Origin of the sequence: Methylotetracoccus oryzae (genome assembly GCF_006175985.1) — a bacterium.
Lineage (GTDB): Bacteria > Pseudomonadota > Gammaproteobacteria > Methylococcales > Methylococcaceae > Methylotetracoccus > Methylotetracoccus oryzae.
The window spans coordinates 54,551-79,867 of the sequence record NZ_SRSH01000006.1 but is presented as its reverse complement, the minus strand read 5'-3'; the positions used below and the strand labels follow the sequence as shown (position 1 = coordinate 79,867).

Genomic DNA, 25,317 nt, shown 5'->3' with positions numbered 1-25,317 from the left:
CAGCGCCGCCGGGCCTCTCGATCCCGCTGGCCACGCACGGCACGTTCGCGCCCCGACTTCTGACGGAGAGGAAAATGCTCAAGACCGCACTGACCGCAATGCTGCTGTCGCTTTTCGCGACCGCCCAAGCCTGGGCTGCAGACCCCTTGCAAGGCTTCCCGCCTGCAGCGAAAGGCTTCGTTCGCCATGTCCTGCAACTGGCGCCACAGGACGACGAATCGGCCTACCAGGTCGAACTGCAGGTCGGAAAGACGGTCCCGCTGGACGAGCGGAACCGCTACTTCTTCGGAGGAAAGATCACCGAGGAAACCATCAAGGGCTGGGGATATACCCGTTACGTCCTCGGCAAACTCGGGCCCATGGCCGGCACACGTATCGCCGTGGACCCGAACGCCCCCACGGTTCCGCGCTTCGTGAAGCTGGGCGGCGAACCCTATCTGATCCGCTACAACAGCCGCCTGCCGGTGGTGGTCTACACCCCGGACGATGTCGAAGTGCGTTATCGGATCTGGAGCGCCGGAACCGAGTTCAAATCCCTGGAGCCGGGTTGAGGCACACCGGTGCGCGTTGCGTGCCCGGCTCCGGCAGCGTCTCGGCGATCGGAGAACAGGCTAGCCCCCCGGCCGGAGTCCGGAGGAAGCCATGCAGCACGCTCTGGGAGGCCCGTCAGGGAACCACGACCAACGTCAGGCTCTTGGTGGTAACGGCACCGCTATCGTCCTGAACCTGGATCGTAGGATGATAGGTGCCGCGCGACCCTTTGGCAGCCTTGCCCAGGATTACACCGTTCGCATTGATTCGAAGACCCCGTGGTAGATCCGTGGCTTGCCAAGTGTACGGCCGGTAACCTCCGCTCGCAGGTATCCTGACGCGGTAGCTGTCACGTACACCAGCCGTGGGCAACACCGACGTCCTGATCACCGGGGCACCAACGATCTTCAGCGCGTAGGTTTTGTCGACTACGTCGCCATTGGCATCGGTAGCACTGACCGTGAAAGTGAACTTGCCAGCCTTGCGCGGGGTACCCGTCAGCATGCCCGAAGTCGGGTTTAGCCGAAGGCCGTCGGGCAGCGATCCATCCGTAATGGTCGCAACATAAGGTGAATTGCCGCCGATGACGAGCCGACGCCTGGGGAAAGGCTGCGACCGGTCGCCGTCCTGAAGGTGTTCGATCAAACCCAGTGGGGCCTGCGGATCGAATTCCACCATCTGGGCACCAATGTATTCCCCAAGGACCGGGAGCGGTTGACCTGCGGCATCCTTACATTCGGGTTTCAGCTTATCCAGCTTCTTCTGGGTCCAGTTCTCGGTCCAGGTATCACACAGGGCTTCATTCGATTCGGGATCGTAAGGTCCGGCATAGCGATAGGATTCGTAACGTCGGGTGACCACCTCGTCGCCGTTTTTGAGAGGTTCCTGCTGACCCTGGTGAGCGTTGCGTTCACCGTCCGGTTTGTTGAACTCCTCCTGCAACAGTTCGAATTCGACCTCGACTTCGTCTGGCTCATTGTTTTTCCAGTTCTTGTCATCCGCCTTGGCGGGATCGTCGGACACGAGGTCTTCCAGCTTCACGCGATTGTTGTTGTGGGTCGTGGTGCTGATTTCTTTCACGAAAACCGCTTCGCCAAACTCCTTGACCGGGTTCTCCGGCCGCTCCGGCGCTCTGACTTCGGCTTGGACCACGGCCGGCGCATTGACGGCCGGCTGTGGTGGTATGTAGGTCCACGTTGGAGTCGCGACGTTGACCGAGGGTCCGCGTACCAGGTTTCCCGCTCCATCGTCGACCAGCCAGAAATAATGCACGGGCCCGGAACCATAATGGCCGACGCCGAAGTGCTCACAGCCCTGGTTCACACCGGGGTTCGTGCACTGGTGCCCGTCGGTCGGCTTTATTGGATTCTGGGGATCGGGTATCGCAGTGTAAGCGGTATAGCGACCCGCGGCATCCTTGGCACTCGCGTAGCGGATGACCACTTTCGGATGCAGCGGATCACTTCCGTCCTCGGTGATTTTGGGGGTGCCGTAGTGGTTGTAGTCGTAGGTGTACGTGACGGAAGAGCTCCGCGCATCCTCGATCTCGATCTCGAAGCCGTGTGTTTCCTGACCGGTGTCATTCACACAATCAAAATTGCTGAGGCTTCCGTAAGCGGTGCTCGCACTGGCAAGCGGCATCGCCCCGCAGAGCAGAGCGACCGAGCAAAGTGGTTTTACGTAATATCTGTGGTTCATCGATTTCTCGTTTGTCATGTCAACCAAGTCGACGCGGTAGCGCGGTAGCGCATGGCTATCTCGTGAAATGCAAGTCATCTGCTTCGAAATACCGTCACGCGGACCCTCTCGCAATTCACGGCGGGCAGCACGCAGGCGCCTGGTGCTGATCAGCCCAAATACCCAGCCGAACAGCGTTCCGAGCAGAAGCCGTGCCGTTTTCGATTAAGTCGTTCAAAGGGCGCACAACACGCTGCGTTACACGTCATCCATCGCGGACGGGTGTAAAGCAACCTGACGCACTCGGTCTGTTCTCTCCGCGTCCAGCCACCGGCCCGTGAGACGTACCGACGATCCGGAGCGGCGGAGGCTGCGGCCCTTACCTTTCCGTCAACCGCATCCGGTCATTCTGGCGCTGGTCTGTCAGCGGCGTAATTCTCCCGACGCGCAATGTTCCCCGTGCCAACCCAATTCAGGATGCTGCCACCGCGGCCGCTTCGCGCTGCCGGGCCCGCTCCAGCGCCGGACGTGACAGCGTACGTTCCAGGTAGCGCATCACGCGGGGAGAATCGGGCAGAACCTGCCCCTTGCGCGCCCAGTTCAGCGTGAGGGCAGCCAGGATATCCGCGGCGGTGAAACCATCGCCCAGCAGATACATCCTGTCGCCCAGCCCCTTTTCGAAGACCCTGAGCGCCACATCGAATTCCTTCAGGGCCGTGGGCTCGATTTGCGGCACCCGCCAGTCCGCAGGCAATGCGAAGCGGTGCTTCGCGATGGTCCAAAGCGGTTGCTCCAACTCGCCGATCACGAAGAAGCACCACTGGTGGTACTTCGCCCGCTCGGCCGTGCCGGGTGGCGGCGTCAGACCGGATTCGGGGAAGCGGTCCCCTATGTACGTGCAGATCGCGGCCGATTCGGTCAGCGTGAGCCCGTCGTCCACCAAGGCAGGCACCTTGCCGCCCGGATTGACCGCCTGAAAATCCGGGGATCGGCCTCCGCCCTTCGGCAAATCGACCGCGACATAGGCGTACTCGGCGCCAGCCTCTTCCAGGGCCCAGGCGGCGCGGGCGGAGCGGGTCTGGGGACAACCGTACAGTGTCATCATTGGGGTATCTCCGACAGTTTGCTTGGAGAGCGTTCGAGCCGGCGGCTCGTCAATGCCTTTCAGATGGGACAAGCCCTTCCGGCGCGACTTCCACCAGCACCTCGTTGCGCCGCAAGAACCAAAGCGTGAACGGTGAGTTGTAGCGGGCAAACACCGGTAGTCCCACCGGCTGCAATCCTGCCGCCCTGACGGCTTGCAACAGCGCCCTTTCGTGTTCGCGATAACGCGCCTCCGACCACGTTCCGGAATAAGTGCGAGCCGCCATCACCCGCGCGTCGATCCGTCGCAGCCTGACGCGTGAGTCGGTCGGACGCGGCAAGGTCTCCAGTGTATAGCCGGAGGGCATCATGAAGGTGAACGTGTACGAGCCCGGCGCATCGACCCGCGGACGTAACGGTTCACGCCTCGCCCTCGCGGGAGCGGGCGGGGAAGCCGAGAAACGCCGTGAATCCGTCCCTGGCTCGGCCGCGGGTTCCCGCCCGCAGACGGCCTCGCCCTCCCAGCCCGCTTCCACCACCAAGCCAGGTTAGGGTGAATGGTTACTACCGGCAGCCGGCTTTCGGGCTACTCGCACGACCAGCGGCCAGACGATGTGGCGCTTGACTTCGGGCCCGCCCCAGGCTGCCCACAGGTCACCACGAATCAGGTCCAGAGGATCGGTGCCGACCGCTGCGTGGTAGGCTGCCGCCGCCGACCAGGTGCCGAGATAGCCGAGCAGCTTTTCGAGCGGCCATGCCACACGCATCGCGAAAGCCGGTGCACCCAATTCGGGAAAGGGCAGGCACACGGAAGCGTAGCGCTCATCGACCAAAGCCCGTTCCGCCGGCCAGTATGGTCCGACAATCTCCTGGTAGTAGCGCTGAACCAGGGTGTTGGTCGCCGGATCTCCATCGATCTGCAGCGGCCCGTAGCTCCACACGGCCAGCACACCGCCGGGTTTCAACACACGGGCACACTCGGCGAAGAAGCGATCGATCGCAAACCAATGCAGGGCCTGCGCCACCGTGATCAAATCGGTCGACTCCGCGGCGAGCCCCGAGGACTCCGCCGCGGCCACCCGGTATTCGATGCCCGGCGTCGGCGGCGCACGTCCGATCTGCGCCGCCGAGGCATCGGTTGCTATGACGTGTTCGAAATGGACGGCGAGGTCGCGCGCCGCCTGTCCGCTGCCGGTCGCACAGTCCCACGCCAATCGACGGTCGGGGGCCGTACTTGCCAGCCACGCGTAGAGCGCCGGCGGATAGGTGGGACGGCAATCGGCATAACGGGCCGCAACCGGCGCAAAGCGATCAACGAAACCTTCGGTCAAGGGACCTCCCACCTCCTCTGATGCTGACGTTCAGCCAGCGGACCGAAGCACGCCGGCCCCGAGTCATCGAACTGGACCCATCCTGCGCGGTGGCACGTACCTGCGGCACTATAGAAGGATGCTGGTCCCGGCACGTCAAGCCCATCGCTCGCTGGCGATAGCGACCCGCGCCCGCCCGGCCCATCATTCCGCTCACTCCGCGATATTTCTACCTGCCAGCATCTTACCTTCCGTATCGATAGCCGCCGGATAATCTTGCCGGAACCCAGGCCTGCCCACCTGTCCTTTCATTTGGACTCAAGCCCCATTTCCTCCGGTCCGTTGCGGGATACGACCGATATCACGTCTATCTCTGGGTGATATCGCTCACCGCTAGCTAAATCAGGTCGACCTATTCCTCGTCAAGCGTTCGCCGTCGAGCTCCGGAAACCCGCGTTAGTTCGAGGCCGCACGCCCAAAGCCGATTGACAAAAAAATTATGGCATACCCCTTGCTTATGCCATTCGGCCCGATCGTGATACGCCGTGTCCGAGAGACATCGATTGACTATTCGGCTCACTCGAACTGCCAACCGCAGATGTTTCGGGCACCGATCCCGGGTGTGGTGTTCGAACAGCAGGAAGGCATACCGATCGGTCCATCGAGTCCATTCCCCACCTATTTCAATTCCTATGAATATTTTCTCCAGAACCCTGTTTCTATTCATGTTCCTTGTTTTCTCCGGCGCGGCGAGTGCCAACTTGTCGCTGACCGAACTGCTGAGCAAGAAACCCAATCCGAACGTCAATGTGAACGGAATCGGCATCTACGTCTACGATGGCATGAACCCCACCGATGCCTTGGGTCCGTTTCAGGTTTTCCGCACGTCAGGTCTGAACGCCTTCCTCGTGGGTAAGCACAAGGGCGAGATCGTTGCGAATAACGGCCTCAAAATCGTCGTCGACAAGTCCATCGACGAAGTCAACCGCCTCGATATTCTTGTGGTTCCGGGCGGCGCGGGCGAAACGGCCATGGAAACGATGGATCCGGCGACCCTCGCCTGGATCAAGATGATCGACGCGAACACCATTTATACCACCAGTGTCTGTACCGGCGCCTGGATACTCGGTGCGGCCGGCCTGCTCGAGGGAAAAAAGGCTACCACCAACTGGTATCGTGCCGACGAAATCCTGACGAAGTACGGCGCGCAGTTTCAACAGAAGCGTTATGTGATCGATGGCAAATACATCACATCCGCGGGCGTAACGGCCGGCTTCGACATGGCGCTGAAAATCGTCCTGAAGCTGTTCGGTAAGGCCTACACGCAGGCGGTGATGTTGGACCTGGAATACGATCCGGCGCCACCGATCGAAGGCGGTTCGGTCTTGAATACCCGGCCGGACGTTTTCGCAGCCATGCGTGAAATGTACGACTACTTCCTGCTGGGTTTCATCAACAGCATCCCGTAGGCTGGCTGCCAAGCGGTCTCACCGCTTTGGTTCAGGGGCGCGGCGGCATTACCCGCACGGGCACGCCGCCGCCGTCCCGTCCCTCGCATGACTCAAACCAGTGTGCCGTCTGGCGCGCCCATGCCAACGGCCTTGCCGGAAGCAGAACCCGAGTCGGGGTGCTGGATTGTCAGGGCCGACCGCTGTGAGGCAGGGACGGTTATCTCCAGGGCACCGTGATCACAAAGCAAGCGCCCTGATCGCCCGGGCCGCTCTCTGCCCAAATATGCCCGCCGTGCGCGCAGACCACCAAGCGGCAGAAGTTAAGCCCCAGCCCGTAGCCGCGACGGTTCCCCTGTTCGTTGGCGTCGCCCCGGATGAACCGGCCGAAAATTCGCTCGCGCTGTTCGGGAGGAACGCCCGGTCCGGTATCCGTAATAGCCAACCGGAGATCGTCCAGTTCTACGGAAGCCGTGAGGGTGATGTGTCCTCCGCCGGGTGTGAAACGGACCGCATTGTCGAGGATGTTGGAAATGACGCGCTCGAACAAGCCCGGATCCACGTGCGGGCGGGGAAGCTCCTCCGGAAAATCCAGGGTCACGGTCAAATGCGCCGCATCGAGCAAGGGTCGAAGCCGATCGAGCACCGTGCGCACGACAGCGGATAGATCGGTCGGGGCCGGCCTGAACTGCAGAGCCTTGGCCTCGATCTGAGAAAGCTCGACGATGGCATCGACCAGCTGCGCGAGATGCTGACAATTGGCCTCGATGCTTCGCAAGGAGGTACGTTGCTCCTCCGACACAGCGCCCGGAACTCCCTCTGCCAGCAGAGTCGTCGACAGCGATATCGCATGCACCGGATTACGCAAGTCGTGCAGCAACATCTCCAGCGTCTGTCGCCACAGTCTCTTTTGTGAGCGCAGCTCGTCGCAGTCGGCAATGAGCTGGCTGACTTCCTCGGTCAATCCGTGCGCCTGGTCCCACGTGCTACCCAGAATTTCATCCGTGACCCGCAGTCGATGGCTGAGGCGGCCCAACAACTCCATGTTGACGTTCCCCCTTTGAAAGAGGATTTGCAGGAACTCGTCCCGATCGAGTCGCTGCAGTTCCGTCGGTTCCAAGGCAATGGCGGTGGCGGATCGCGGCAATCGTTCCAGCACGGCCATTTCGCCGATGAGCTCGCCGGCACCGCGATGCGCCAGAACGACAGGCGCCTCAACCTCGCCCTTGATGATGGCGACAGTTCCGGTCTTGAGCAGGTAAACCGAATCGCCCGGTTGACCTTCCCGGCAGACGATCTCCCCCGGATCACAACGGATATGCGTAAGGGAGGCGAGTCCGGGCAGGTCGAAGAGATCTTCGGACCGAAATGCCGCTGAGCCCCTGTCGCTGCGGCACTCCGGAGGTTTGAGTGGCCGCAGTTCGCGAAGTCGAAGGAGCCGATCGGGTGTTATCTGGGGCACGGCCTAGTCCTTGAAGTCATTCCGCCCGCTTTCGTTTAGGGCGGACCGTAAAGGCTATGTGAATCTCCCGAGGCTCGGCACGCTCCCCCCAGATGCGAGGCCTTGCCCGGCGTTCATAAGCACAGTCTGCTGAGTTCCAGCTGCATTGGCAATACGTGATCTTCCTTAAGAGAACACCCCACCATGCTCTAAAGGAATGCCCACGTTGATAGTGGGGGTAAATGCGCAGACACTGCCAGGTACCTCTTTTTGTGCCCTCGTCACGCGACATCCGAAAAAAGCCCCGGCATTTCGATCGCGATTGCCCCAACGCGATTTTCCCATAGCATCCTTAGGGTTTTTAACGTCGCGTTTGAATAACACAAAGAAAAGGACCCATCTGCATCCCCACCTAAGGCTGGACTTTATCGCTATCTGTTTGCGAAAACTGGCGGGACATCCCAGTCTCCGTCAGGAACCGAAAAGTGGCGAGACCCTTCGTCCAGGGTCACTCTCGGGGAAAAAACCCCCGCGGAAGAGCCGTCTCCCTGGCATTGCCATCGGTAAGCGCGTGATAACCTATGCTTCCAGCCCTATTTATTCCTACGTCAAATTGGCTGGAAGCCACGACTGGCGTGCCCTTCACCGTATACTACACGCGGGCCGCATTAAGGTCGCCCGGACTGGCGTTGGGCGGCGCAGGCCGCGCGCCGTTGTCGCGTTTGGTTGATCCCCGCCTTCTGTTGGTTCCGACAGATCTCATCACCGATGCCTGAGACCGCGCTCATCTGCCTCAGTCTCGCAGCCATCTCGTTGTTGTACGGGAGCGTGGGACAAGGAGGCGCCTCCGGCTACATCGCCGTCATGGCGCTTTGCGGCTTCTTGCCGGAGACGATCAAGCCCACCGCGCTGGTGCTCAATATTTTCGTGTCGACGCTGGTCGCAGTGCGCTTCTGGGTGGCCGGACAGGTCTCGTGGCGGCGCCTGTGGCCGTTTGTTGTGGCCTCGGTTCCCGCCGCGTTTGCGGGAGGTTACCTGACGTTGCCGTTCAGGTCGTTCAACCTGATCCTGGGCACACTCTTGCTGATTGCGGGCCTGCCGATGATCGGTCGTCGCGGCCCGCACGGCATCACCGCAACGCGGGCACCGCATCCGCTGCTGGCGATGTCGGCCAGCGGCACCATTGGCTTATTGTCCGGACTGACGGGCATGGGGGGCGGGGTGTTGTTGTCACCGCTGCTGCTGTATTGCCGCTGGTGTCACGTTCGGGAAGCGTCCGGGTTCGCCAGCAGTTTCATTTTGCTGAATTCGCTCGTCGCTCTCATGGGCTATTGGACGACGGGCAGCACGTTACCCGCTGACTGGTCCCTGTTGGCGCTGTCGGCGGTGTTCGGTGGCGCCATCGGTGCCGAGCTTGGGTGCCGGTATCTCTCTGAAGCGGTCATCTGCCGATTGCTAGGCGTCGTGCTGGTGATTGCGGGCGCTCGCCTCATCGCGTTCTAGAGCGCGACGCTGATCGGGCCAAACTGGGTCCAATACGGGGTCTCCCATTAGCCAGCCGGTTCCAACAGTCGAAGCCAAAAATTTTGCCTTTTCATATGCATAGCCCACAGTCCCGCTCGACATCCACTTCGCACCCGTAGCTTCAGTTCCGTAATTCAGTGCGTAGGCGTCGGATGAATCGTCCACACCACTCGCCCATCCTGGATCAAGGCGCGGCGGTGAGTGCCCTCAACGTCTGCCCCTGGCACCAGGCGCCCCAGCGTATCCTGGTGCCATGCCGTGTCGAAGGCGTGTCTACACAGCTCTTGTAGCTCGATCACGCGACCGTCCACCCCTCAAGTGGCTCGCGGCACAAGCGAATGATGTCCATCCAGGGCTCACCATAAAGCCTTGGTATGTCACCGACTCACCTGACCGGGAGTAGCCCCTACAGCGCCTTCGCCCTGCAGCAGCGCAAGCAACCGATGCCGGTCGACCTTGCCGACCGGATTCAGAGGCAGCTCCGGCAGAAAATGAATGCGCTCGGGGGTCTTGTAGGACGCGATACGCTCGCGACTGAACTGGCGTAGCTCGTCCTCGCTGGGGCTGGGATGATCGGCATCCAGCATGACGCCCGCGACGACGATCTGACCCAGACGTGCGTCGGGAAAGCCGACGACGCCGACCCGGAGCACGGCCGGATGCTGCGCGATGACCTCCTCCACCTCCAGCGGCGAGATGTTCGAGCCACCGCGTACGATGATTTCCTTGCGCCGGCCGAGAAACCAATAAACACCGTCGGCGTCCCGCCGGGCCAGATCGCCCGTATGCAGCCAGCCATCGACGATTGCGGCCGCCGTGGCTGCGGGATTGTTCCAATAGCCTACCGTGAGGGCAGGACTGCGGATCAGGATTTCACCCTCGTTGCCATCGGCAACTTCCTGTCCGTCCGGATCGATCAGCTTGACACTGACCTCGGGCGCGGGCCGTCCGATCGAGCCGGGCACCTTCGAACCGAAGGGCGGGTTGTTGATCGATCCCAGGCACTCGGTCATGCCCCACACTTCGCTGATTTCCAGCCCGCTGCTCAGGTGGAAAAGTTCCTGTATGCGTTGCGGCACGATGTCGCCACCGGCAACGACGCTGCGCAGCGACCGCAAGTCGGCCGGCTGGTGTTCGAGATGGTCCACCAGATCCGCTAGCACCGCGGGCAACATCACCAGCCGGGTACACCCGTGCGCCCGTATCGCCGCCACGGTCTCGCCCGGTGTCGGCGCATCGAGCAGCACGTTGGTGCCCCCGAGCGCCAGACTGGGCAGCAACTGGGTCGACAAGGCGGCCGCGTGCGCGAACGACAGCGTGATCAACTGGATGTCCTGCGGATCGAGTTGCCAGGCCGCGGTCTGAATGCGGTTGCTGGCCGACAGCGTCCCGTGGGTGTAAACCACGCCCTTGGGCCGGCTGGTGCTACCGGAGGTATAGAGGATCGCCGCCGGCTGTTCCGGACCGAAGGCGGCGGGCGGGGGCATGCACTCAGTCGGCCCCATCAGCGCATCCCACAGCAAGGTGCCGGGCGGCGCGGCGTCCGTACCGACGACGTGGCAGTTCCTCACGCCGAGCGCGGCCAGATCGAGCGACTCGACTTCCGGCCAGCGGCTGATATGGACCGCCAGATTGCTGGCCCCGGCATCGACCAGTGCGTGCGCGACTTCGGGCGCCTTATAGCGCGCGTTCAACGGCACCGCGACGGCGCCGAGCTTGAAGCAGCCCAGGTAGCCGAACGCCAGCTCGGCGCAATTGGGCATGAACAGGGCGATCCGATCTCCGGGCTGGACCTGCCGGCGGCGCCAACCCTCGGCCAGACGGTCCGTGGCGGCATCGAGCTCGGCATAAGTCCACCGCCGAAGCCCGTCGATCAGCGCGACCGCCGAGGGCCGGCTGCGGCAAGCCTCGACCAGCAAAGTGGCCAGTGTCATCGCGTTTCCTCCGGAAGTCTGATGAAAATGGCGTGCAGCCGTTGCGCAGTAGGCCTTACGGGCAGCCTGCCGGAAATCCGAAAAGCCGTGGTCTGTTGCCGGTTTCTTCCATGCAGAAATGGCGTCGGATTGCCCTCACACGTCTCTCACCTAACGCGCAATGGAACTTTGCACCCTTTTCCCTCGTGTCGTATCGACCGACAGCCTGGATCAAGGCAGCGCCGGCAACTGCCGGCATGCGCCTTGATCCAGTTCGCCCGCCTCCCAGATCGCCGACGGATCCACGAGTTCCTGATGCAAGGCTTCGGACTCCGGAACCTGGACACAGCGGCAATTGGCTTCCTGCAGGGTTACATTCCTGAGCAGGTACTCGGGAACCACCGAGCGCTGCAGAACGACCGCCGTGTACAAGGCCTTTGTCGACGCTTCAGGGGTAGAACTTCCCCATATCGTGAAGCCGAGACCGCTGAACGCGTTGCCGATGCTGAAATCGTCCCACAGGGCATTGCGGCGCGCTTCCGTCCTGAAAAGCTCCACCGCCAAGTTCAGGGTTTCCTTGAGGCCGCGGGTGTAAACCAAGAACCTTCGGTCCTGATAGCGCTCCGCCACGGCACAGAGTTCCTTCTCGCCTCGCGTCAGCGTGCCCGCCGCGCAATCACCTAATTCGCTCTTGATAACCGGCAGCACCTTGGGCCAAGTAGCGAGGATTGGATCCGTCCTCGGCAGGTCGCTCGGTAAGGGCCGACAAACCATCACGCCGAGATCCTGGCCTGTGCGGTAGTTGTTGCCAACGAAGTGGACCACTGCATCGACTGGGGCCGGCGGGTTCAAAAATGAGCTGACCGTGAAAAAGGCCCGCTTCGCTCGAGGCTTGCCCAGCGTCGTAATCTTCAGGCCCGGAGGAACCCAGATGAGTCGGAGGAAATCATGGAAATCGCCGGCCCGGGACCGGCGAGTCACGGTTGCCACGTTCTTCTCAGTCGTTCCCTCGCTCGACGGGACACGACTTGCATCCTCGAACTCGCTGACGAAGCCTGCTGCCTCCCAGCCTTGGGACAGATCGTCAGCCCGTGCCGTCTGTTGCCCGCCACCCAGCGTCACCACAGTCAACAGGGCCACAGCGCCCCGCGCCCACTGGCCGAGTAACCGCTCCTTCTCTCCGCGTTTTGATCGCATTTCCAGCCTCCTGCTTTCAAAACCCATGACTGTCTCGCCGACGATAACCAGCCGTGACATCTCATGCACCCTTACACCCGCCCGTCGGTCTGCGTACTGACTGCCAGGATAGATATCGTGCCTGTGTATAGCGGGTATCGAGTGCGATTCCTATCTGAGCAAAACGCGCGGCATTACCACGCAGCAATCAACCTTACCGTTACCCTAAACGCTACCAAGGACGCGCAGCGCCGGCAATCGCCAGCATTACGAACGGACCCACTTCATCTCGCGGAGAGCCGCCAGTAACTCGGGGCGCATGATGAACTGGAAGTGGCCTGTCTCTGGTTCCACGTTGCCTTCGACGGAATACGAAAGAGCGGTCCACCACATTGGTGAACCGTCCTTCCGCTTGGGTGGGTTGTAGTTCAGGAACCCAGCCAGGTTGCAGGCCAATATGCCGTACTGGAGGTTTGCTGCGTTGAAGTTATCATAGCCGGCCGCTTCCGCAAGCTTCGTCGCAGTTATGGTGCCATCTTGCGAGTGACCTTGTGCACGAAGCATCGCCAAGTGGCCATCTGGCAAGCTCTTGTCTCGCAGGGACAGCAGTGCCTTCTTGTACTGTTCTGTGGTTGCGATTGAGCTGTTTTCCGCCACGGTCACGCTCCCTCTGTTTGGGGTGTTGTGAGGCCTAACGCCAGGTTACGCCGCCCCGGCCGTACGGCTAGGCGAAGAGTCAGAAATCAATAGGAACACAATACAATTAGGTGACCGACCGCGGTTATTCCGTTGATAAGCGACCGTTCTGAGGGCCATTTTATACATGATGCCAGCGCCTTTCCGATACGACGATCCGAAAGGCGATAAACCGTGTTCTGTTTCCGGATTCCACTACATAGCCACGAAGGCTGCGGCAGCAGCGAGCAGATTCAAAAACAGTTGGACTGCAAAATATGTCACAAAGGGAAACGTGATTATCAGAGCTAACGCTTTAAAGGGCGACACTCCTTTTCCTGGCGGTGATGGAGGAGTTTGTGTGTCTAATGCTGTTGGTAGCGGTGGCAAGAGCCTATGAAAGATAAGAAGACAAGTCTGTAGCACGTTCAGTATTGAAAGCGAAGCGGTAGCTAATAGGGCCGTTGCGCCAGTGAATTTAAGTTCCGTCGCACTCATTTGTAGCGTGCCTAATCCGAACGGAACCTGCCAGCTCCGTGCTCCTTCAACTTCAGCGCCCCGCGAGAGAACCCAGAGTGCGTAGACAAGCAGTGCACCGCATATTGCGTAGTTCCTGACATTGTCAAATATAAGCTTAAGAGACGTAGCGGACTCTGGCATCAGGAAAACGCGTAGCTTGTGCAACATATCCTTTTCCGAGAAAGTGGCTTTATGAACCGCAAGTCGCTTGATTAGCGCAATCGCAACAGGGGACACGCAACAGGGGACAGACCACGGTTCTGCAGTTGATGACCTACCGATCGGAGGGCGGTTTGATACATGATGCATGCGCTTCTAGAAACGCTGAGTCAAAAACTGAAAAGCCGTGGTCTGTTCCCGGTTTTCCAACGCGAACCCCCGGGGAAACGGAGTCAGGTTGCTTTTCTGCGCCATCATTCGATTTCCTCGGCAGCCCTTGGGGAACCATCTTGGCCCATGGGCCCGCCATCACCTCGATCTCTTCCTGGAATATACTCGATCCGACTGCTCACTTCTCCTTGTTCAAACGCGAGCGTATCGCCTGGAGATCATGGGCCGCAGCGGTTGTTCGAACAGCTCGCGATTAACCATTGTGCGGGACACGGAACTCGCAGGAAATCGGTGACCCTTCTGAAGGGTTGGGCGGCTTTCTCCGCATGCTTACTTGTGGCCCGCCACAGCAAGCAGTGCCTTGGGATTGGTGCTGGCAATGGCGAGAAGCGTGCGAGCTGCGCCGCTAGGCTGCTTGCGGCCTTGCTCCCAGCCTTGCAGCGTCCGAACTGACACACCCATGAGCGCTGCGAACTGCGATTAGGACAGGCCCGTTTTCTTGCGCGCTTCAATGACAGGCAATGACACAACCCTGACCTGGCCAGCCTTCATTTCGCGCACGGACTCGAGCAGCTCTGCAGCCAGGTCTCGCTTTGCTTCGTATGCCGCCAGTTCCCTGGCATTCAGAGGTTTACTCTTCGAGGACACGACGGATCTCCTTCAACTTTGGACCAGTGAGGTTGTCAGTCCTGGTGTTGGCATACAGGGTGAGCAAGACGACCTCACCTTCGGCGTTCCGAGTGGAATAGATCACCCGGACACCACCCGACTTGCCCGAACCTGCTCGACCCCAGTGCACCTTACGAATGCCACCGGATCGGGCACAACATCTCCGGCAGTAGGGCGCTCCGCGATGTAGGCGCCGAAAGCGCCTCATTCTTCCTCAGTCCAGTAGAGCGGCTACTGCTTCTGGAAGAGCGGGGTTTCGACGACGGTAAGCATTACTAGACTATACGCCCAGGGCGCATAGTCCTCTAGCGCTCATTGATCCGCCCAAGGTCCGGCAGACACCCGTGACTCTTGACACGGGTAGCCTACTTAGGGAGTGCCATGGAATCTCTTGTACACCACGCCCTCGGTACCTGATGACCGGAGACCTGTCAGCCAAATTCGCGAGTTCCATCAGGGCCTTGGAAGGAAAAACAACGTACCCTTCAACGGGGCTCTAGCGCACAAAAGAAACCCCGGCTTCACAGCCGGGGTTGCCATCATCCCTCACTTTCAGACATTCGCCGCAGCCGAGCGAGGGCGCTCTCCCAACGCCCTTGAACCCGCCGCGCCGCCCTAACGATCCATCACTTCGGCAGATTCAGCGCCGGGTTCCGCCGGAAGAACCCGTAAGGCGTCAGGCGGAATGCCTGCACGCTTTCGTTGTTCATGACCGGGTGTTGTTCGATATCCGGGATATGGGTCAGCCCGGAGGAAATCCACAGCACCACGTCGGTATCCGCGAGCGCTTCGCCGTTGGAATACTGCGGCAAACCTTCGCCGGCCTGTCCCTGATTGGGGTGGTCGCCGGTCGCGAACATTTCGTCTTCCTTATACTGGGTAATCCACAACGGGTAATCGACGAAGGCCGCACGCTGGCGAGCGGCGAAATTGGGCGATGCGTACGGCACCGCGACATCGCCCGCATAAAGCGTATAACCGGTCGGCGAGCCCAGCCCATTCTTCGCCGTGCTGCTGACGACCTTCCAGGTACGCGTCCGGTCGATGTTGATGTCGCGCTTCGCCGCATCCTCGTTGCCCAGCACGCGCTCTTCGCTGACGAAGGCGTTGTCGAGGTCCGTCGGGGCCGACTTGACGTTGCTCTCCAGCGCCCGGTTGGTCGGGCCGTCGATGTCCATGTCGATACGGAAGTTGAAGAAATGCTGGTGGTTCGGCGCCGCGACCAGCGCCTTGCCGGCGTCCGTCGACTTGTTCCTGTCCATGGTGCGGCCGTAAGCCTCCCCCTCTTCGAAGCTGTTGACGCCCTGGTTCAGCGTCGTCCCGGTCGCGTTGACCCGCGCTTCCAGTGAGCCGTCCAGTCGGAAAATGTATTCCACGCCGTAGATGTAGTTGCCGATCCAGGCGCTGGACGTGAGAACGAGCTCGCGAGCCTTCCGGCTGTCCTGTACGACGGACGTGGGATCGACGCGCTTCCACAACATCCCGCCGTCGCGCTCATACAGCGCGATCGAGTTCGGAATCACGTACGAACCCCCGACGTCATCCGCGATCCGGGCATGGAAGAACTCGGCGTTGCTTGGCACGTCGCCTTTGTCTGACAGCGGGTTCGCGTAGCGCCCCATGCCGTATTCGCCGATGTCGAACGCGGTGCGCCAGACCCAGTTCGTGTCAGGCAGACCATACGGCACGAAGATCTCGGTCATGCTGATCCGGTAGGCCACGGAGCGCACGGCACCTTCTTCCTCCTGACCGATCGTGTAGAGCACGAGCCCCTCGCGCGGCAGCATCGCAAAGCGGAAGTGCCAACCCTGCCACGTCACCTCGTTACCGCAGACCTGATAACCGGGGCCTTCAGGCTGCTCCACCTTCAGGGCCTTCAAGGGCTCCCGCTCGGCGCTCGATGCATTGCCGTTGTAAACCGAGACGGGCGCGACCACCGTGTCCGTCACCTGCAGGATCTTCAAGCGGTTCATATCGACCGCGACCACGACACCCTCGATCGGCCGGTCGTAGGGGTTGGGCTTGGTACCGCGATAAAACGAGAGCACGCGCATCATCCGGGTGCCTGGCGGAAGCGGCTTGCCCTCCCGGTCGGTCGCAATCGGGATATCGCCGCCCGCCCAGATGTCGAGGTACACGTCATCCGGGTCGATGCCCCGCTTCCGTATCGCGGCCTGCCATTCGGCATCGGCGGTCACCAGCGGACCCACATCGCCGTACTCGCTTCCGTACGTGGCAGGCTGGACACCTATCGCATAGGTGCGGAAGCTGACGATCTGTCCGGACTTCAAATCGACCACCGCATCCTGCAGGCGGTTCTGCTTGCGGTCGTACATCTCGACGAAGGCTTCGCGCCGGTAGCCCGTCTCGCCCGGCCGAAACGCCAGCACCTCGCCTTTCGGCGGTTCCTTCAGCACCACCGTGGGGAAAAATGCACCGGAAAAGGTACGCGGGTCGCCCTTGACGATCTGCACGGCGCGCTCGATCTCCCCCTTCGTCAGCGGCGTCAACGGGTTGACGCAGGTCCTTGCCGCGGATGAGGTCCGGGACGCCATGTCATCCGCACCCCAGAGCTCGCGCGCCGCCAAGCGCGGCGAGAAGTGCTTCCCGGGTGCCGCCGCAGCCTGCACGTTAGAGGCAAGGAGAGATAAAGCCGCAATGGGCAAAAGGTGTCGCATCGTGAATTCCCAAGTCAGTTGGTAGGGTGTTCAGGATGCAGTCAGCAAAAAGGGCACCAAAACCTTGGCCGAAGCCTCGGTAAGGTCGGCTAGACCCGCGGATTCGGATCCTAAGCCCTGAGGGATAGGTATTGTTTCCCATAGCCGGGAGCCTTCCAGTTCACTACCATGCCTTAGACGGCGCTTGGGGGGCGCGTAACCGGATTCGACGCGAATGCCGTCCATCGCACCCGACAGGGAAGTCGCCGAGAGGGACTGCGATCAAACATCCGGGCATTCAAATCATCTGCATGATTCAGCGCGCCGCGCCGCAAGCTCCGGTGCGCACTGGGCCTCCCCACTTTCCGCTCTGCTTCACTTTGGCGGCCTTCCCTGCGCCGCCACGGAAGGATGGTTCCAATGAATAACGCCATGACACTGGGCATTGCAGCGCGCACACCCGTGACTCGCGGTAGGGTGTTGCTGATCGATTCGCGGCTCGGAGAGGAGGCCGCGAACCTGACTGCGCTCCTGCAGCGTCACGGCTGGCAGCCTCTGTCGGTCGACCAACCGGCGATAGCCCTCACCGCGGCTGCCGCCGAGGCCTGGGCGGTCGGAATCTTCTACGTCGGGGATTGGCCGGTCCGCGAACTGAAGATCTGGCTGCACGACCTCCATGACGCGAACCCCGGCCTGTTCTGGATCGCACTGACGAAAGCCGATCGCGAGTTGGACAGCCGCTTGCGAGATACCCTGGTTTCTCACTTTTACGACTTCCACCGGTTACCCGTCGACCCCGGTCGTCTCCTCGTCACCCTCGGACGCGTCGCCGGATTCGCTCGCTTGTTGGAGCCGATGCGGCCTCCCGATGATCCCGACCACGGGATCGTTCACCGCAGCGTCGAGATGAAGCGGGCGCTCGCGGACCTACGGCGCTGCGCCGTCGCCAAAGCACCGATCCTGATTACCGGGGAAACCGGGACCGGCAAGGAACTTGCAGCAAGCTACGTTCGCGAGATGTCAAGTCGCGCCGCAGGGCCGTATGTGGCGATCAATTGCGGCGCCATACCCTCGATGCTCATTCAGTCCGAGCTGTTTGGCTACGAGAAAGGCGCCTTCACGGGAGCCGACAAACGAAAACCGGGCCGCATCGTGACCGCTGACGGAGGCACGCTGTTTCTCGACGAAGTCGGCGAGTTGCCGCTGGAATTGCAGCCCAACCTGCTCCGGGTCCTGCAGGAAGGCCTGCTCGAACCCGTCGGCGGTGTCGATTCGGTGCGTGTCAACGTCAGAATCATCGCCGCCACGAATGTCGATCTGGAAGCTGCCGTTGCCGGACATCGCTTTCGGCAGGATCTCTTCTTCCGCTTGAGCGTACTCACTGTCAACCTGCCTCCACTTCGCAGCAGACCCGATGACATCGAACCACTCGCCTGGCACTTTCTGCGCCTGTACTCCCCCGAGGCCTGCCACCCCATACACGGCTTCAGCCAGGATGCCCTGGGTGCGCTGCAGCGTCACCACTGGCCCGGCAATGTCCGCGAACTCAGCAATCGCGTTCGACGCGCCGTGGTGCTTTGCCAAAGCCGCTTGATCGAACCCCGGGATCTCGATCTGGAAAAGCGCAAACTCTCCTCAGTTCGGCAAACACTCCAGGAAGTTCGTGACCTGGCTGAGAAAGATGCCGTACATAACGGCTTGCGGCATACCGGTCAGTGCGTCTCCGCGGCAGCCCGTCTGCTCGGCGTTTCTCGCGGGACGCTCTACAAACTCATCGCCAAGCATCAGCTTCAGGCATAAGCTCCCCCCGCGGCGTAATCCCCTTGGCGATGTTGGTTTAGACACGGAAAGGGGACCGCCGCCTCATAAACCTATCCCCTAAGTGCGGCGAACAGTTCCCCAGCCGATTCGGACACAACTTGTGAGCCGCCAGGTACATCCCGGACGCATTCCGGGAAAGACTACCGGCGAACGCATTCCCTAAAGGGACCGAAGCGCCATCCGACTACTCACGCCTCGCGTCCTTCCAGTTGTCCAGAATCCACTGGGGCCCGCATGTGCAATGCCTGCGCGGCGCATTCTGTCACGTAACTCCATTCGCACCGTAGCCCGAGTTAATTGACGCCCTGGCCAGACTGTGCATTTTTCTCTACACCCTGTAGGGGTTTTTTATTCAACTGATTCAGGCAGTTAGTACCTAGATCTTCATGAATGTTCAGGATGGTGAACGCCTCATCATCACAGCCTGTTCTGAAAACAGAACAAAACGGTGTTCCCAAGGGAGCAACACCAAAAATAGATATTTTTATTCAACAGCTTATTAATATGGCACATTATTCGCTGTGCATTAGTCGCGATCTGCTGAGCGAAGCCAGACCTGATGGAAAACAGTCTGCGCCACGCATGCTGGGATGTTTTTCGAGACCCCAAAACCCCTGAGTGGCTCTCTCCGGCGCGTGACTACAAGGCATCGCTCTAGGTTGATTGTTGATGAAGTTCGCACGCTTTCTTCACGGCAAAGCCATTCTTGGCAGTGTTGAATGGGAGTTCAAACTATGAACACGAAATTTCTAACAGCGGCCCTGCTCGCTGTATCCACCGCCGGCATAACGACTACTACGTCAGCCGCAACTATCTATAATACGGCGCCACTTTTTGCAGGAACAACTCAATCTAATGCCGTATGTTATATCTACAACGCTGGAGGACCTTTCGGCGGATCAGTGCACTTCAATAATGGTTTCTCACGTATCGGAAGCCTGTCAGGTAACATCGTTACAGATGTGGTGACTGGATTGTCACCGGGAAGCAATTGCCCAGGAATCTTCGGTCCCGGGCTGCCTCCGGGCCGGGCCTGCTATGTCCTGGGCCCCATCGCAAATAATGCGGCGCACACCTGCCGGGTATACGTCACTGAAAACAATGCAAATTTGCGGGTCAACCTCGAAATCCGCGACTCCAGCGGCGACGTGCTGCAGCATATCGATGGCCAGAAGTAATTATTGGCGTCGATCTCATAGATAGGCCTAAGGTCCCGAAGTGCGTGCCACTCGCCTCGGGACCTCCCTTCGCCATTGAAACAGGTCGCGGCGGATCCGTCGTGCCACCTCGCTATTTCACGTCCAGCTCATGCGTGAAATCCAGATCAAACACGAAGGGGTTGGTGAAACTGCCCTTGAAGTTCATTGTGTGCGCCCCTTTCGTCAAAGGCTTGAGCATCACGTAGATCGCGTCGTCGGCTCCCAGGTAGTTCCCAGCCTTGATCTGGGGTTCACCAAACGCCTGATACAGGTTCTTGTCGGGAACGATGGCGGGGTACACGGCCGACTGCACGCGGAAATCACGCTTGAGGTTCACCGCCAGTGGCTTGCCGTCCAAGGTTAGCCGCAAGCCGTGGTGTTGCTGCTGATCGTTGCCAACTGGCTCTTCATCTGGGCGATGATGGCGCCCGCGCTGAAACACCACCCGTTCTTTGCTTCTCCATGCGGCGCACGCGACCACCAAGGGTTGGGCTGCGGGTCTTACGCTGCTGATGCCGTTCTGTCACTCCGAACGGCATGTTGGGCGCAATGACCGAGGGTAAGGAAAGACAAATCCCGTTCGATTACCTCTCGGCGGAAATCTTCACACATCTTCCCGGATCGCGGCAGAGGTCGCTCGTGACACTGTCGGTCTTGCCGCGAATGAAGGTCCAGTCGGCTCGCGCACTGAGTGGCAACGACGACAGCGAAGATCTGCTGGCGACGCTACGCTCCGCCAGCATCAGGAAACGATAGACGGCTTCGGGCACTACGCCGGTTTGCTGGCGGCACAGGGCTTTCCCGGACCGGGAACCCACATTGCGACACTGCATGAGCAGCTATCCAGATGGCCACGATCTGGCAGAGCACCACCGCCGGTCTGACCAGCCAAGGAACAACTCGGACCGCACGTGCAGCAAACTCCGTGTCGATACGGCGCCCACAGCGCATGGCAGGACCCGTTCCGGGAACACCGGGCCCATGCCGTGCAGCTACCGTCGCCCGTTAGTCTTGAGTCCCGAAAAATCTTGTCAGCCGCTCCCGCAGCCAGGTCACCGGGTTGGCGACGCGGTCATCGTCCAGCACCCCGAGTGCGCGCAGCGATTCGCGGCAGAGCTGCACCTGCTCCCGCCGCTTGTCCATTTCGTCCAGAACCACCTGTTTCAGTCTCGGGTACCGCTCCAGCAGATAAAGAAAGCTCTCGGGCGGGATCACGAACAGCGACGTCCTTTCGACGGCACGGAGCGTCGTCGGATACGGCATGTTCAACAGCAGCGGCAGCTCGCCGAAGAACTCCCCCTCGCGGAAAGTGAACACCCGGCGGCTGATCTTGCGGTTTTCGTAGAAGGCGTCGATCGCCCCGCACAGCACGATGCAGAAGGCATGCTCGCGCTCGCCCTGATTGACCAGAATCTGGTCCGCCTCCAACTCCCGGCGCTGGCCCATTTCGATCAGACCGCGGATCTGCAGTTCGTCGAAATTCCGAAAGTACGGTAAGGAGAGCAGTCGGGCGCGGAGCGTTCGCGGCGGCACGGGCAGCGCCTCGTTCGATTCGCGCACCGGGGTGTCCGGGATTCCGACCCAGCCGTCGCTCTGGCGTTGCGGCACCCTAACACCGTGCAGGCGGAAGTGGTACTCGATGATGAAGTTAAGCGAACTGTGGATACTAAGGCTGCGATCGATCCGGTCGACCCAGACCCACAGCAGGAATTCGAGACCGTACTCGCCGAACTGCCGAAAAATGACTTTCGGTGCTGGTTCGCGCAGGACGGCTTCCTCGGCAAACGCGGACTGGAGCAGCAGTTCGGTGACGAGGACCGGATCGGTTCCGAATTCGACCTGCACCGGGATATCGATGCGGCCGCGCCGGCTGCTATAGCTCCAGTTCTCGACCGAGTGGTTGGTCAGTTCGCTGTTCGGGACGATCAGCTCGGAACCCCGGAAGGTGCGAATTACCGTGGCGCGGATCGAGATCTCCTGGATGAGGCCCGTCTTGCCGTCGAACTCGATCAGGTCGCCGACCTTCAGTTTGCGCTCCCCGAGCAGGGTGGCGCCGCTGGCCAGGTTTTTCGTCAATTCCTGCAGGCCCAGTCCCACACCGATGCCGAGGCCGCCCGCGAGCATCGCCAGATTCGCCAGGTTCAGACCCTTTGCCTGCAGGACGAGCACGGTGCCGGTCACGGCGACGACGAACCCGACCAGTGCGGCGATCACCTCCCGGTTGGCCTCGCCGATGCCGAAACGCCGCAACAGCCGGTTCTTCAGCAGGCGCTTCGCGCCATGAGTGACCAATGCCACCAGGCACAACAGCAGCGCCGTTTCCAGCAACCAGGACAGGCTGACGGGCTGTGTGCCGAGATCGAACAGCGGCGCGTCCAGCCCCGCCATCAAACCATCCACCCAGGATTGGAGCGGCGGCGTCACCGCTTGCTACCCGCGCTCAGCGCAGTGGCTGCCCGTTTTTGATTGCGGTGTGGATATCGTCCAGCTTCCGCTGCATGCGCTCCGTCGCGAGGCCGTTGTGATAGGTCATCAGCATCAGTTTCACCGAAACCAGGAACACGCCCGCTTCCAACAGCAAATCGTGCGTGAAGCCCTTCGCGAACAGGGCGGCGATGAACAGGACCAGCGTGATGGCCATGACGGCCAGGGTTCCCGCGTCGAAAGGCTTTCCGGTTTCCATCTCTCGCTCCACAAGGTTGTTTGAAGTACGTCGCGGACAGCATGCAGGGCGTCACTCGGCCCGTCCGGCTAAGCGGGCGGCGATGGGTTCGATTCCGTCATCACCACCAGATGCCGCTCGGCATCGAGTCCCGGAACGACCAGTGCGACCGTTTCGAGCCGAGCAGCCGGCAGGGTTTCCTGCTCGATCTCCCGGGCTCGGCCCTTCATGGCGAGTATCGCGCCGTCGGCTGCCAACAGGCGGGCGGTCTGCGACCAGATGTCGCTCAGCGACGCATAGGCACGCGCGACGATCACATCGAAAGGTTCGCGCGGCGCGTAATCCTCGATCCGGGAATGCTTGCCGGTGACATTGCGCAGGCCGAGCGCGATTGCGGCCTGCAGCACGAAGCGCACTTTCTTGGCGGTACGGTCGAGCAGGACGAACTGCCGCTCGGGAAACAGCACGGCCAGCGGAATGCCCGGCAGACCGGCGCCGGTGCCGACATCCAGCACGCGCCTGCCGCGCAGGTGCGGCCACAGGCTCAGGCTGTCCAGCAGGTGTAGACGGACGATGTCTTCGGGACGATCGATGGAGGTCAGGTTGTAAACATTGCCCCAGCGACGCAGCAGGGCCAGGAACTGCAGCAGTTGCCCGATCTGTTCCGGAGTGGGATCGAGCCCGAGTTCCCGCGCGCCCGACGCTAGCTGTTCCGCCAGATCCTCGTTCGTCACGCGCTCAGCTTGCGTATGTGCACAATCAGCAGCGTCACCGCGGCCGGCGTCATGCCGGGTATCCGCGAGGCCTGACCGACCGTGGCCGGCTGGCGCTGGTGCAGCTTTTCGCGCACCTCGTTCGACAGTCCGACCACATTGCGGTAATCGAAACCGGCCGGCACGCGCCAATGCTCGTAGCGCCGCGTGCGCTCGATCTCGGTGTGCTGCCGATCGATATAGCCGGCGTACTTCGCCGCGATCTCGACCTGATCCTTGACCGCAGCGTCGAATTCCGCGAAGAACTCCGGAAACTGTTGTTCCAGGTGCGCGACCGTGACATCCGAACGCTTCAGCAAATCCCGCAGCAGGCTGTCCTGCGTGGCCGCCGCCCCGCCCGGTTCGTCCGAAGGCTGGAACTCGGGCAGCGTGTAGCGAACCCGCTCGCTGTCGACCCTCTGCTGCAGCCGCTCGATCTGCGCGCGCTTGCGGTCGAACAGCGCCCACCGTGCGTCGTCAACGAGCCCCAGCGCGCGACCCTGCTCGGTCAGCCGCAGGTCGGCATTGTCCTCGCGCAACAGCAACCGGTATTCGGCCCGGCTTGTGAACATGCGGTAGGGCTCGGCGGTGCCGCGCGAGATCAGGTCGTCGATCATCACGCCGATGTAGGCCTGATCCCGCGTCGGGCACCAGGGTTCCTGACCGCGGGTCTGACGCGCGGCGTTGAGACCGGCGATCAGACCCTGAGCCGCGGCTTCTTCGTAGCCCGTCGTGCCGTTGATCTGGCCGGCGAAGAACAGTCCGGAGAGGGCCTGCGTCTCCAACGAGGGGCGCAGCGCGCGCGGATCGAAAAAGTCGTATTCGATCGCATAGCCCGGGCGTGTGATGTGGGCCTGCTCGAAGCCGCGGATCGAGCGGACGAATTCGAACTGCACGTCGAACGGCAGGCTGGTCGAAATGCCGTTCGGATACAGTTCCAACGCGTCCAGGCCTTCGGGCTCGACGAAGATCTGGTGCGAGTCGCGATCCGCGAAGCGGACGACCTTGTCCTCGATCGACGGACAGTAGCGCGGGCCCACGCCCTCGATGACACCGGTATACATCGGTGAGCGATCGAGACCGGACCGGATCAGTTCGTGTGTGCGGCCATTGGTGCGGGTGATGTAACACGGCACCTGCCGCGGGTGGTCGGCCCGCGAGCCGATAAACGAAAATACCGGCACCGGCTCGTCGCCGGGCTGTTCCTGCATGACCGAGAAATCCACGCTGCGCCGGTCGATGCGGGGCGGCGTGCCGGTCTTCAGGCGCCCCACCGGCAGTTGCAGTTCGCGCAATCGCTGCGCCAGCGAGTTCGACGGCGAGTCGCCGGCGCGGCCGCCTTCGTAGTTGCTTTCCCCGATGTGGATACGGCCGGCCAGAAAGGTGCCGGCGGTCAGCACGACCGCGCGCGCGGCGAAGCGCAGACCCATCTGCGTGACCACGCCCGCGACGCGATCGCCTTCGAGGACCAGATCGGCCGCCTGCTGCTGGAACAGGTCGAGGTTCTCCTGGCGCTCCAGCCGCTGCCGCACCGTCGCCCGGTACAAGGCGCGGTCGGCTTGGGCCCGTGTCGCGCGCACCGCCGGCCCCTTGCTGGCGTTCAAGGTGCGGAACTGGATCCCGGCGCGATCTGCCGCCTGCGCCATCCAGCCGCCCAGCGCATCGATCTCGCGCACCAGATGACCCTTGCCGATGCCGCCGATCGCCGGGTTGCAGCTCATCTGGCCGAGGGTCTCGATGTTCTGCGTCAGCAGCAGCGTACGGGCACCGGTACGGGCCGCCGCCAGCGCGGCCTCGGTGCCGGCGTGGCCGCCGCCGATCACGATGACGTCGTAGTGGGTTGCGTAAAGCATGGGGTCGCTTGGGTCGGAATCCTATCTAAGGCGATGAATCATAGCGGAAACGGCTTGATCGGGCGAGTCGCCGGGAG

The 25,317-nt window shown here is 61.4% G+C and carries 20 protein-coding genes and 1 pseudogene; 6 read left to right on the top strand and 15 right to left on the bottom strand.

Going from position 1 to position 25,317, the window contains the following annotated elements:
* Positions 1-74: 74 nt before the first annotated feature.
* A complete protein-coding gene (locus BWR02_RS07750; RefSeq protein ID WP_139557185.1) occupies positions 75-551 on the top strand; it encodes an ecotin in 477 nt (158 codons plus the stop codon).
* 115 nt (positions 552-666) lie between these two features.
* Here BWR02_RS07750 and BWR02_RS07745 read toward each other — a convergent pair whose 3' ends face one another.
* The 4 genes from BWR02_RS07745 to BWR02_RS07730 form a co-directional block, all read right to left on the bottom strand.
* Entirely contained in the window at positions 667-2,229 is a 1,563-nt protein-coding gene (locus BWR02_RS07745) for an Ig domain-containing protein (protein WP_162560067.1), read from the bottom strand.
* A gap of 451 nt (positions 2,230-2,680) precedes the next feature.
* On the bottom strand, positions 2,681-3,313 hold the full coding sequence (locus BWR02_RS07740) for a glutathione S-transferase family protein (protein ID WP_139557183.1): 633 nt from the start codon (positions 3,311-3,313) through the stop codon (positions 2,681-2,683).
* Between the two features lie 49 nt (positions 3,314-3,362).
* Entirely contained in the window at positions 3,363-3,827 is a 465-nt protein-coding gene (locus BWR02_RS21445; RefSeq protein ID WP_268921404.1) for an SOUL family heme-binding protein, read from the bottom strand.
* Positions 3,828-3,839: 12 nt separating this feature from the next.
* The gene (locus tag BWR02_RS07730; RefSeq protein ID WP_139557182.1) at positions 3,840-4,622 is read right to left on the bottom strand and encodes a class I SAM-dependent methyltransferase; all 783 of its coding nucleotides are present in this window, start codon (positions 4,620-4,622) and stop codon (positions 3,840-3,842) included.
* A gap of 671 nt (positions 4,623-5,293) precedes the next feature.
* Between BWR02_RS07730 and BWR02_RS07725 the strand changes: the two genes are divergently transcribed.
* The gene (locus tag BWR02_RS07725; RefSeq protein WP_139557181.1) at positions 5,294-6,070 is read left to right on the top strand and encodes a DJ-1/PfpI family protein; all 777 of its coding nucleotides are present in this window, start codon (positions 5,294-5,296) and stop codon (positions 6,068-6,070) included.
* A gap of 199 nt (positions 6,071-6,269) precedes the next feature.
* Here BWR02_RS07725 and BWR02_RS07720 read toward each other — a convergent pair whose 3' ends face one another.
* Positions 6,270-7,511 carry an ATP-binding protein gene (locus BWR02_RS07720; RefSeq protein WP_139557180.1) on the bottom strand — a complete coding sequence of 414 codons (1,242 nt, stop codon included), beginning with the start codon at positions 7,509-7,511 and terminating at the stop codon, positions 6,270-6,272.
* Between the two features lie 747 nt (positions 7,512-8,258).
* Between BWR02_RS07720 and BWR02_RS07715 the strand changes: the two genes are divergently transcribed.
* Positions 8,259-8,993, top strand: a complete 735-nt coding sequence (locus tag BWR02_RS07715; RefSeq protein ID WP_139557179.1) for a sulfite exporter TauE/SafE family protein — start codon at positions 8,259-8,261, stop codon at positions 8,991-8,993.
* A 398-nt stretch (positions 8,994-9,391) separates the two neighbouring features.
* On the opposite strand, the gene BWR02_RS07710 is transcribed toward BWR02_RS07715, so the two are convergent.
* The 5 genes and pseudogenes from BWR02_RS07710 to BWR02_RS07685 form a co-directional block, all read right to left on the bottom strand.
* Complete coding sequence (locus BWR02_RS07710) at positions 9,392-10,948, bottom strand: class I adenylate-forming enzyme family protein (protein WP_139557178.1); 1,557 nt, start codon at positions 10,946-10,948, stop codon at positions 9,392-9,394.
* A 210-nt stretch (positions 10,949-11,158) separates the two neighbouring features.
* Complete coding sequence (locus tag BWR02_RS07705; RefSeq protein ID WP_139557177.1) at positions 11,159-12,124, bottom strand: hypothetical protein; 966 nt, start codon at positions 12,122-12,124, stop codon at positions 11,159-11,161.
* A gap of 246 nt (positions 12,125-12,370) precedes the next feature.
* Positions 12,371-12,760, bottom strand: a complete 390-nt coding sequence (locus tag BWR02_RS07700; RefSeq protein WP_139557176.1) for a hypothetical protein — start codon at positions 12,758-12,760, stop codon at positions 12,371-12,373.
* Between the two features lie 1,197 nt (positions 12,761-13,957).
* Positions 13,958-14,095: pseudogene (locus BWR02_RS21535) on the bottom strand (helix-turn-helix domain-containing protein); the annotation flags it as partial.
* 827 nt (positions 14,096-14,922) lie between these two features.
* Positions 14,923-16,974, bottom strand: coding sequence for a copper amine oxidase (locus tag BWR02_RS07685; protein WP_139557175.1), 2,052 nt, complete (start codon positions 16,972-16,974; stop codon positions 14,923-14,925).
* Between the two features lie 399 nt (positions 16,975-17,373).
* Between BWR02_RS07685 and BWR02_RS07680 the strand changes: the two genes are divergently transcribed.
* Both BWR02_RS07680 and BWR02_RS07675 read left to right on the top strand, forming a co-directional pair.
* A complete protein-coding gene (locus tag BWR02_RS07680; protein WP_162560066.1) occupies positions 17,374-18,753 on the top strand; it encodes a sigma-54 dependent transcriptional regulator in 1,380 nt (459 codons plus the stop codon).
* 755 nt (positions 18,754-19,508) lie between these two features.
* A complete protein-coding gene (locus tag BWR02_RS07675; protein ID WP_139557173.1) occupies positions 19,509-19,952 on the top strand; it encodes a hypothetical protein in 444 nt (147 codons plus the stop codon).
* A gap of 112 nt (positions 19,953-20,064) precedes the next feature.
* On the opposite strand, the gene BWR02_RS07670 is transcribed toward BWR02_RS07675, so the two are convergent.
* Positions 20,065-20,454, bottom strand: a complete 390-nt coding sequence (locus BWR02_RS07670) for a hypothetical protein (RefSeq protein ID WP_162560065.1) — start codon at positions 20,452-20,454, stop codon at positions 20,065-20,067.
* A 56-nt stretch (positions 20,455-20,510) separates the two neighbouring features.
* Between BWR02_RS07670 and BWR02_RS21760 the strand changes: the two genes are divergently transcribed.
* Positions 20,511-20,729 (top strand): winged helix-turn-helix domain-containing protein, encoded by a 219-nt coding sequence (locus BWR02_RS21760; protein ID WP_521615333.1) that lies wholly within the window; start codon positions 20,511-20,513, stop codon positions 20,727-20,729.
* A 249-nt stretch (positions 20,730-20,978) separates the two neighbouring features.
* On the opposite strand, the gene BWR02_RS07660 is transcribed toward BWR02_RS21760, so the two are convergent.
* The 4 genes from BWR02_RS07660 to mnmG all read right to left on the bottom strand — a co-directional run bounded on the left by BWR02_RS07660 (position 20,979) and on the right by mnmG (position 25,240).
* Positions 20,979-22,397, bottom strand: coding sequence for a mechanosensitive ion channel domain-containing protein (locus BWR02_RS07660; protein ID WP_139557170.1), 1,419 nt, complete (start codon positions 22,395-22,397; stop codon positions 20,979-20,981).
* Between the two features lie 16 nt (positions 22,398-22,413).
* The gene (locus BWR02_RS07655; RefSeq protein WP_139557169.1) at positions 22,414-22,656 is read right to left on the bottom strand and encodes a hypothetical protein; all 243 of its coding nucleotides are present in this window, start codon (positions 22,654-22,656) and stop codon (positions 22,414-22,416) included.
* Positions 22,657-22,724: 68 nt separating this feature from the next.
* Positions 22,725-23,369: a 16S rRNA (guanine(527)-N(7))-methyltransferase RsmG gene (rsmG, locus tag BWR02_RS07650; protein WP_236102030.1), complete on the bottom strand. Its 645-nt coding sequence runs from the start codon at positions 23,367-23,369 to the stop codon at positions 22,725-22,727.
* Positions 23,366-25,240: a tRNA uridine-5-carboxymethylaminomethyl(34) synthesis enzyme MnmG gene (gene mnmG / locus BWR02_RS07645; RefSeq protein ID WP_139557168.1), complete on the bottom strand. Its 1,875-nt coding sequence runs from the start codon at positions 25,238-25,240 to the stop codon at positions 23,366-23,368. Before mnmG ends, rsmG begins: the two co-directional genes overlap by 4 nt.
* Positions 25,241-25,317 lie beyond the last annotated feature (77 nt).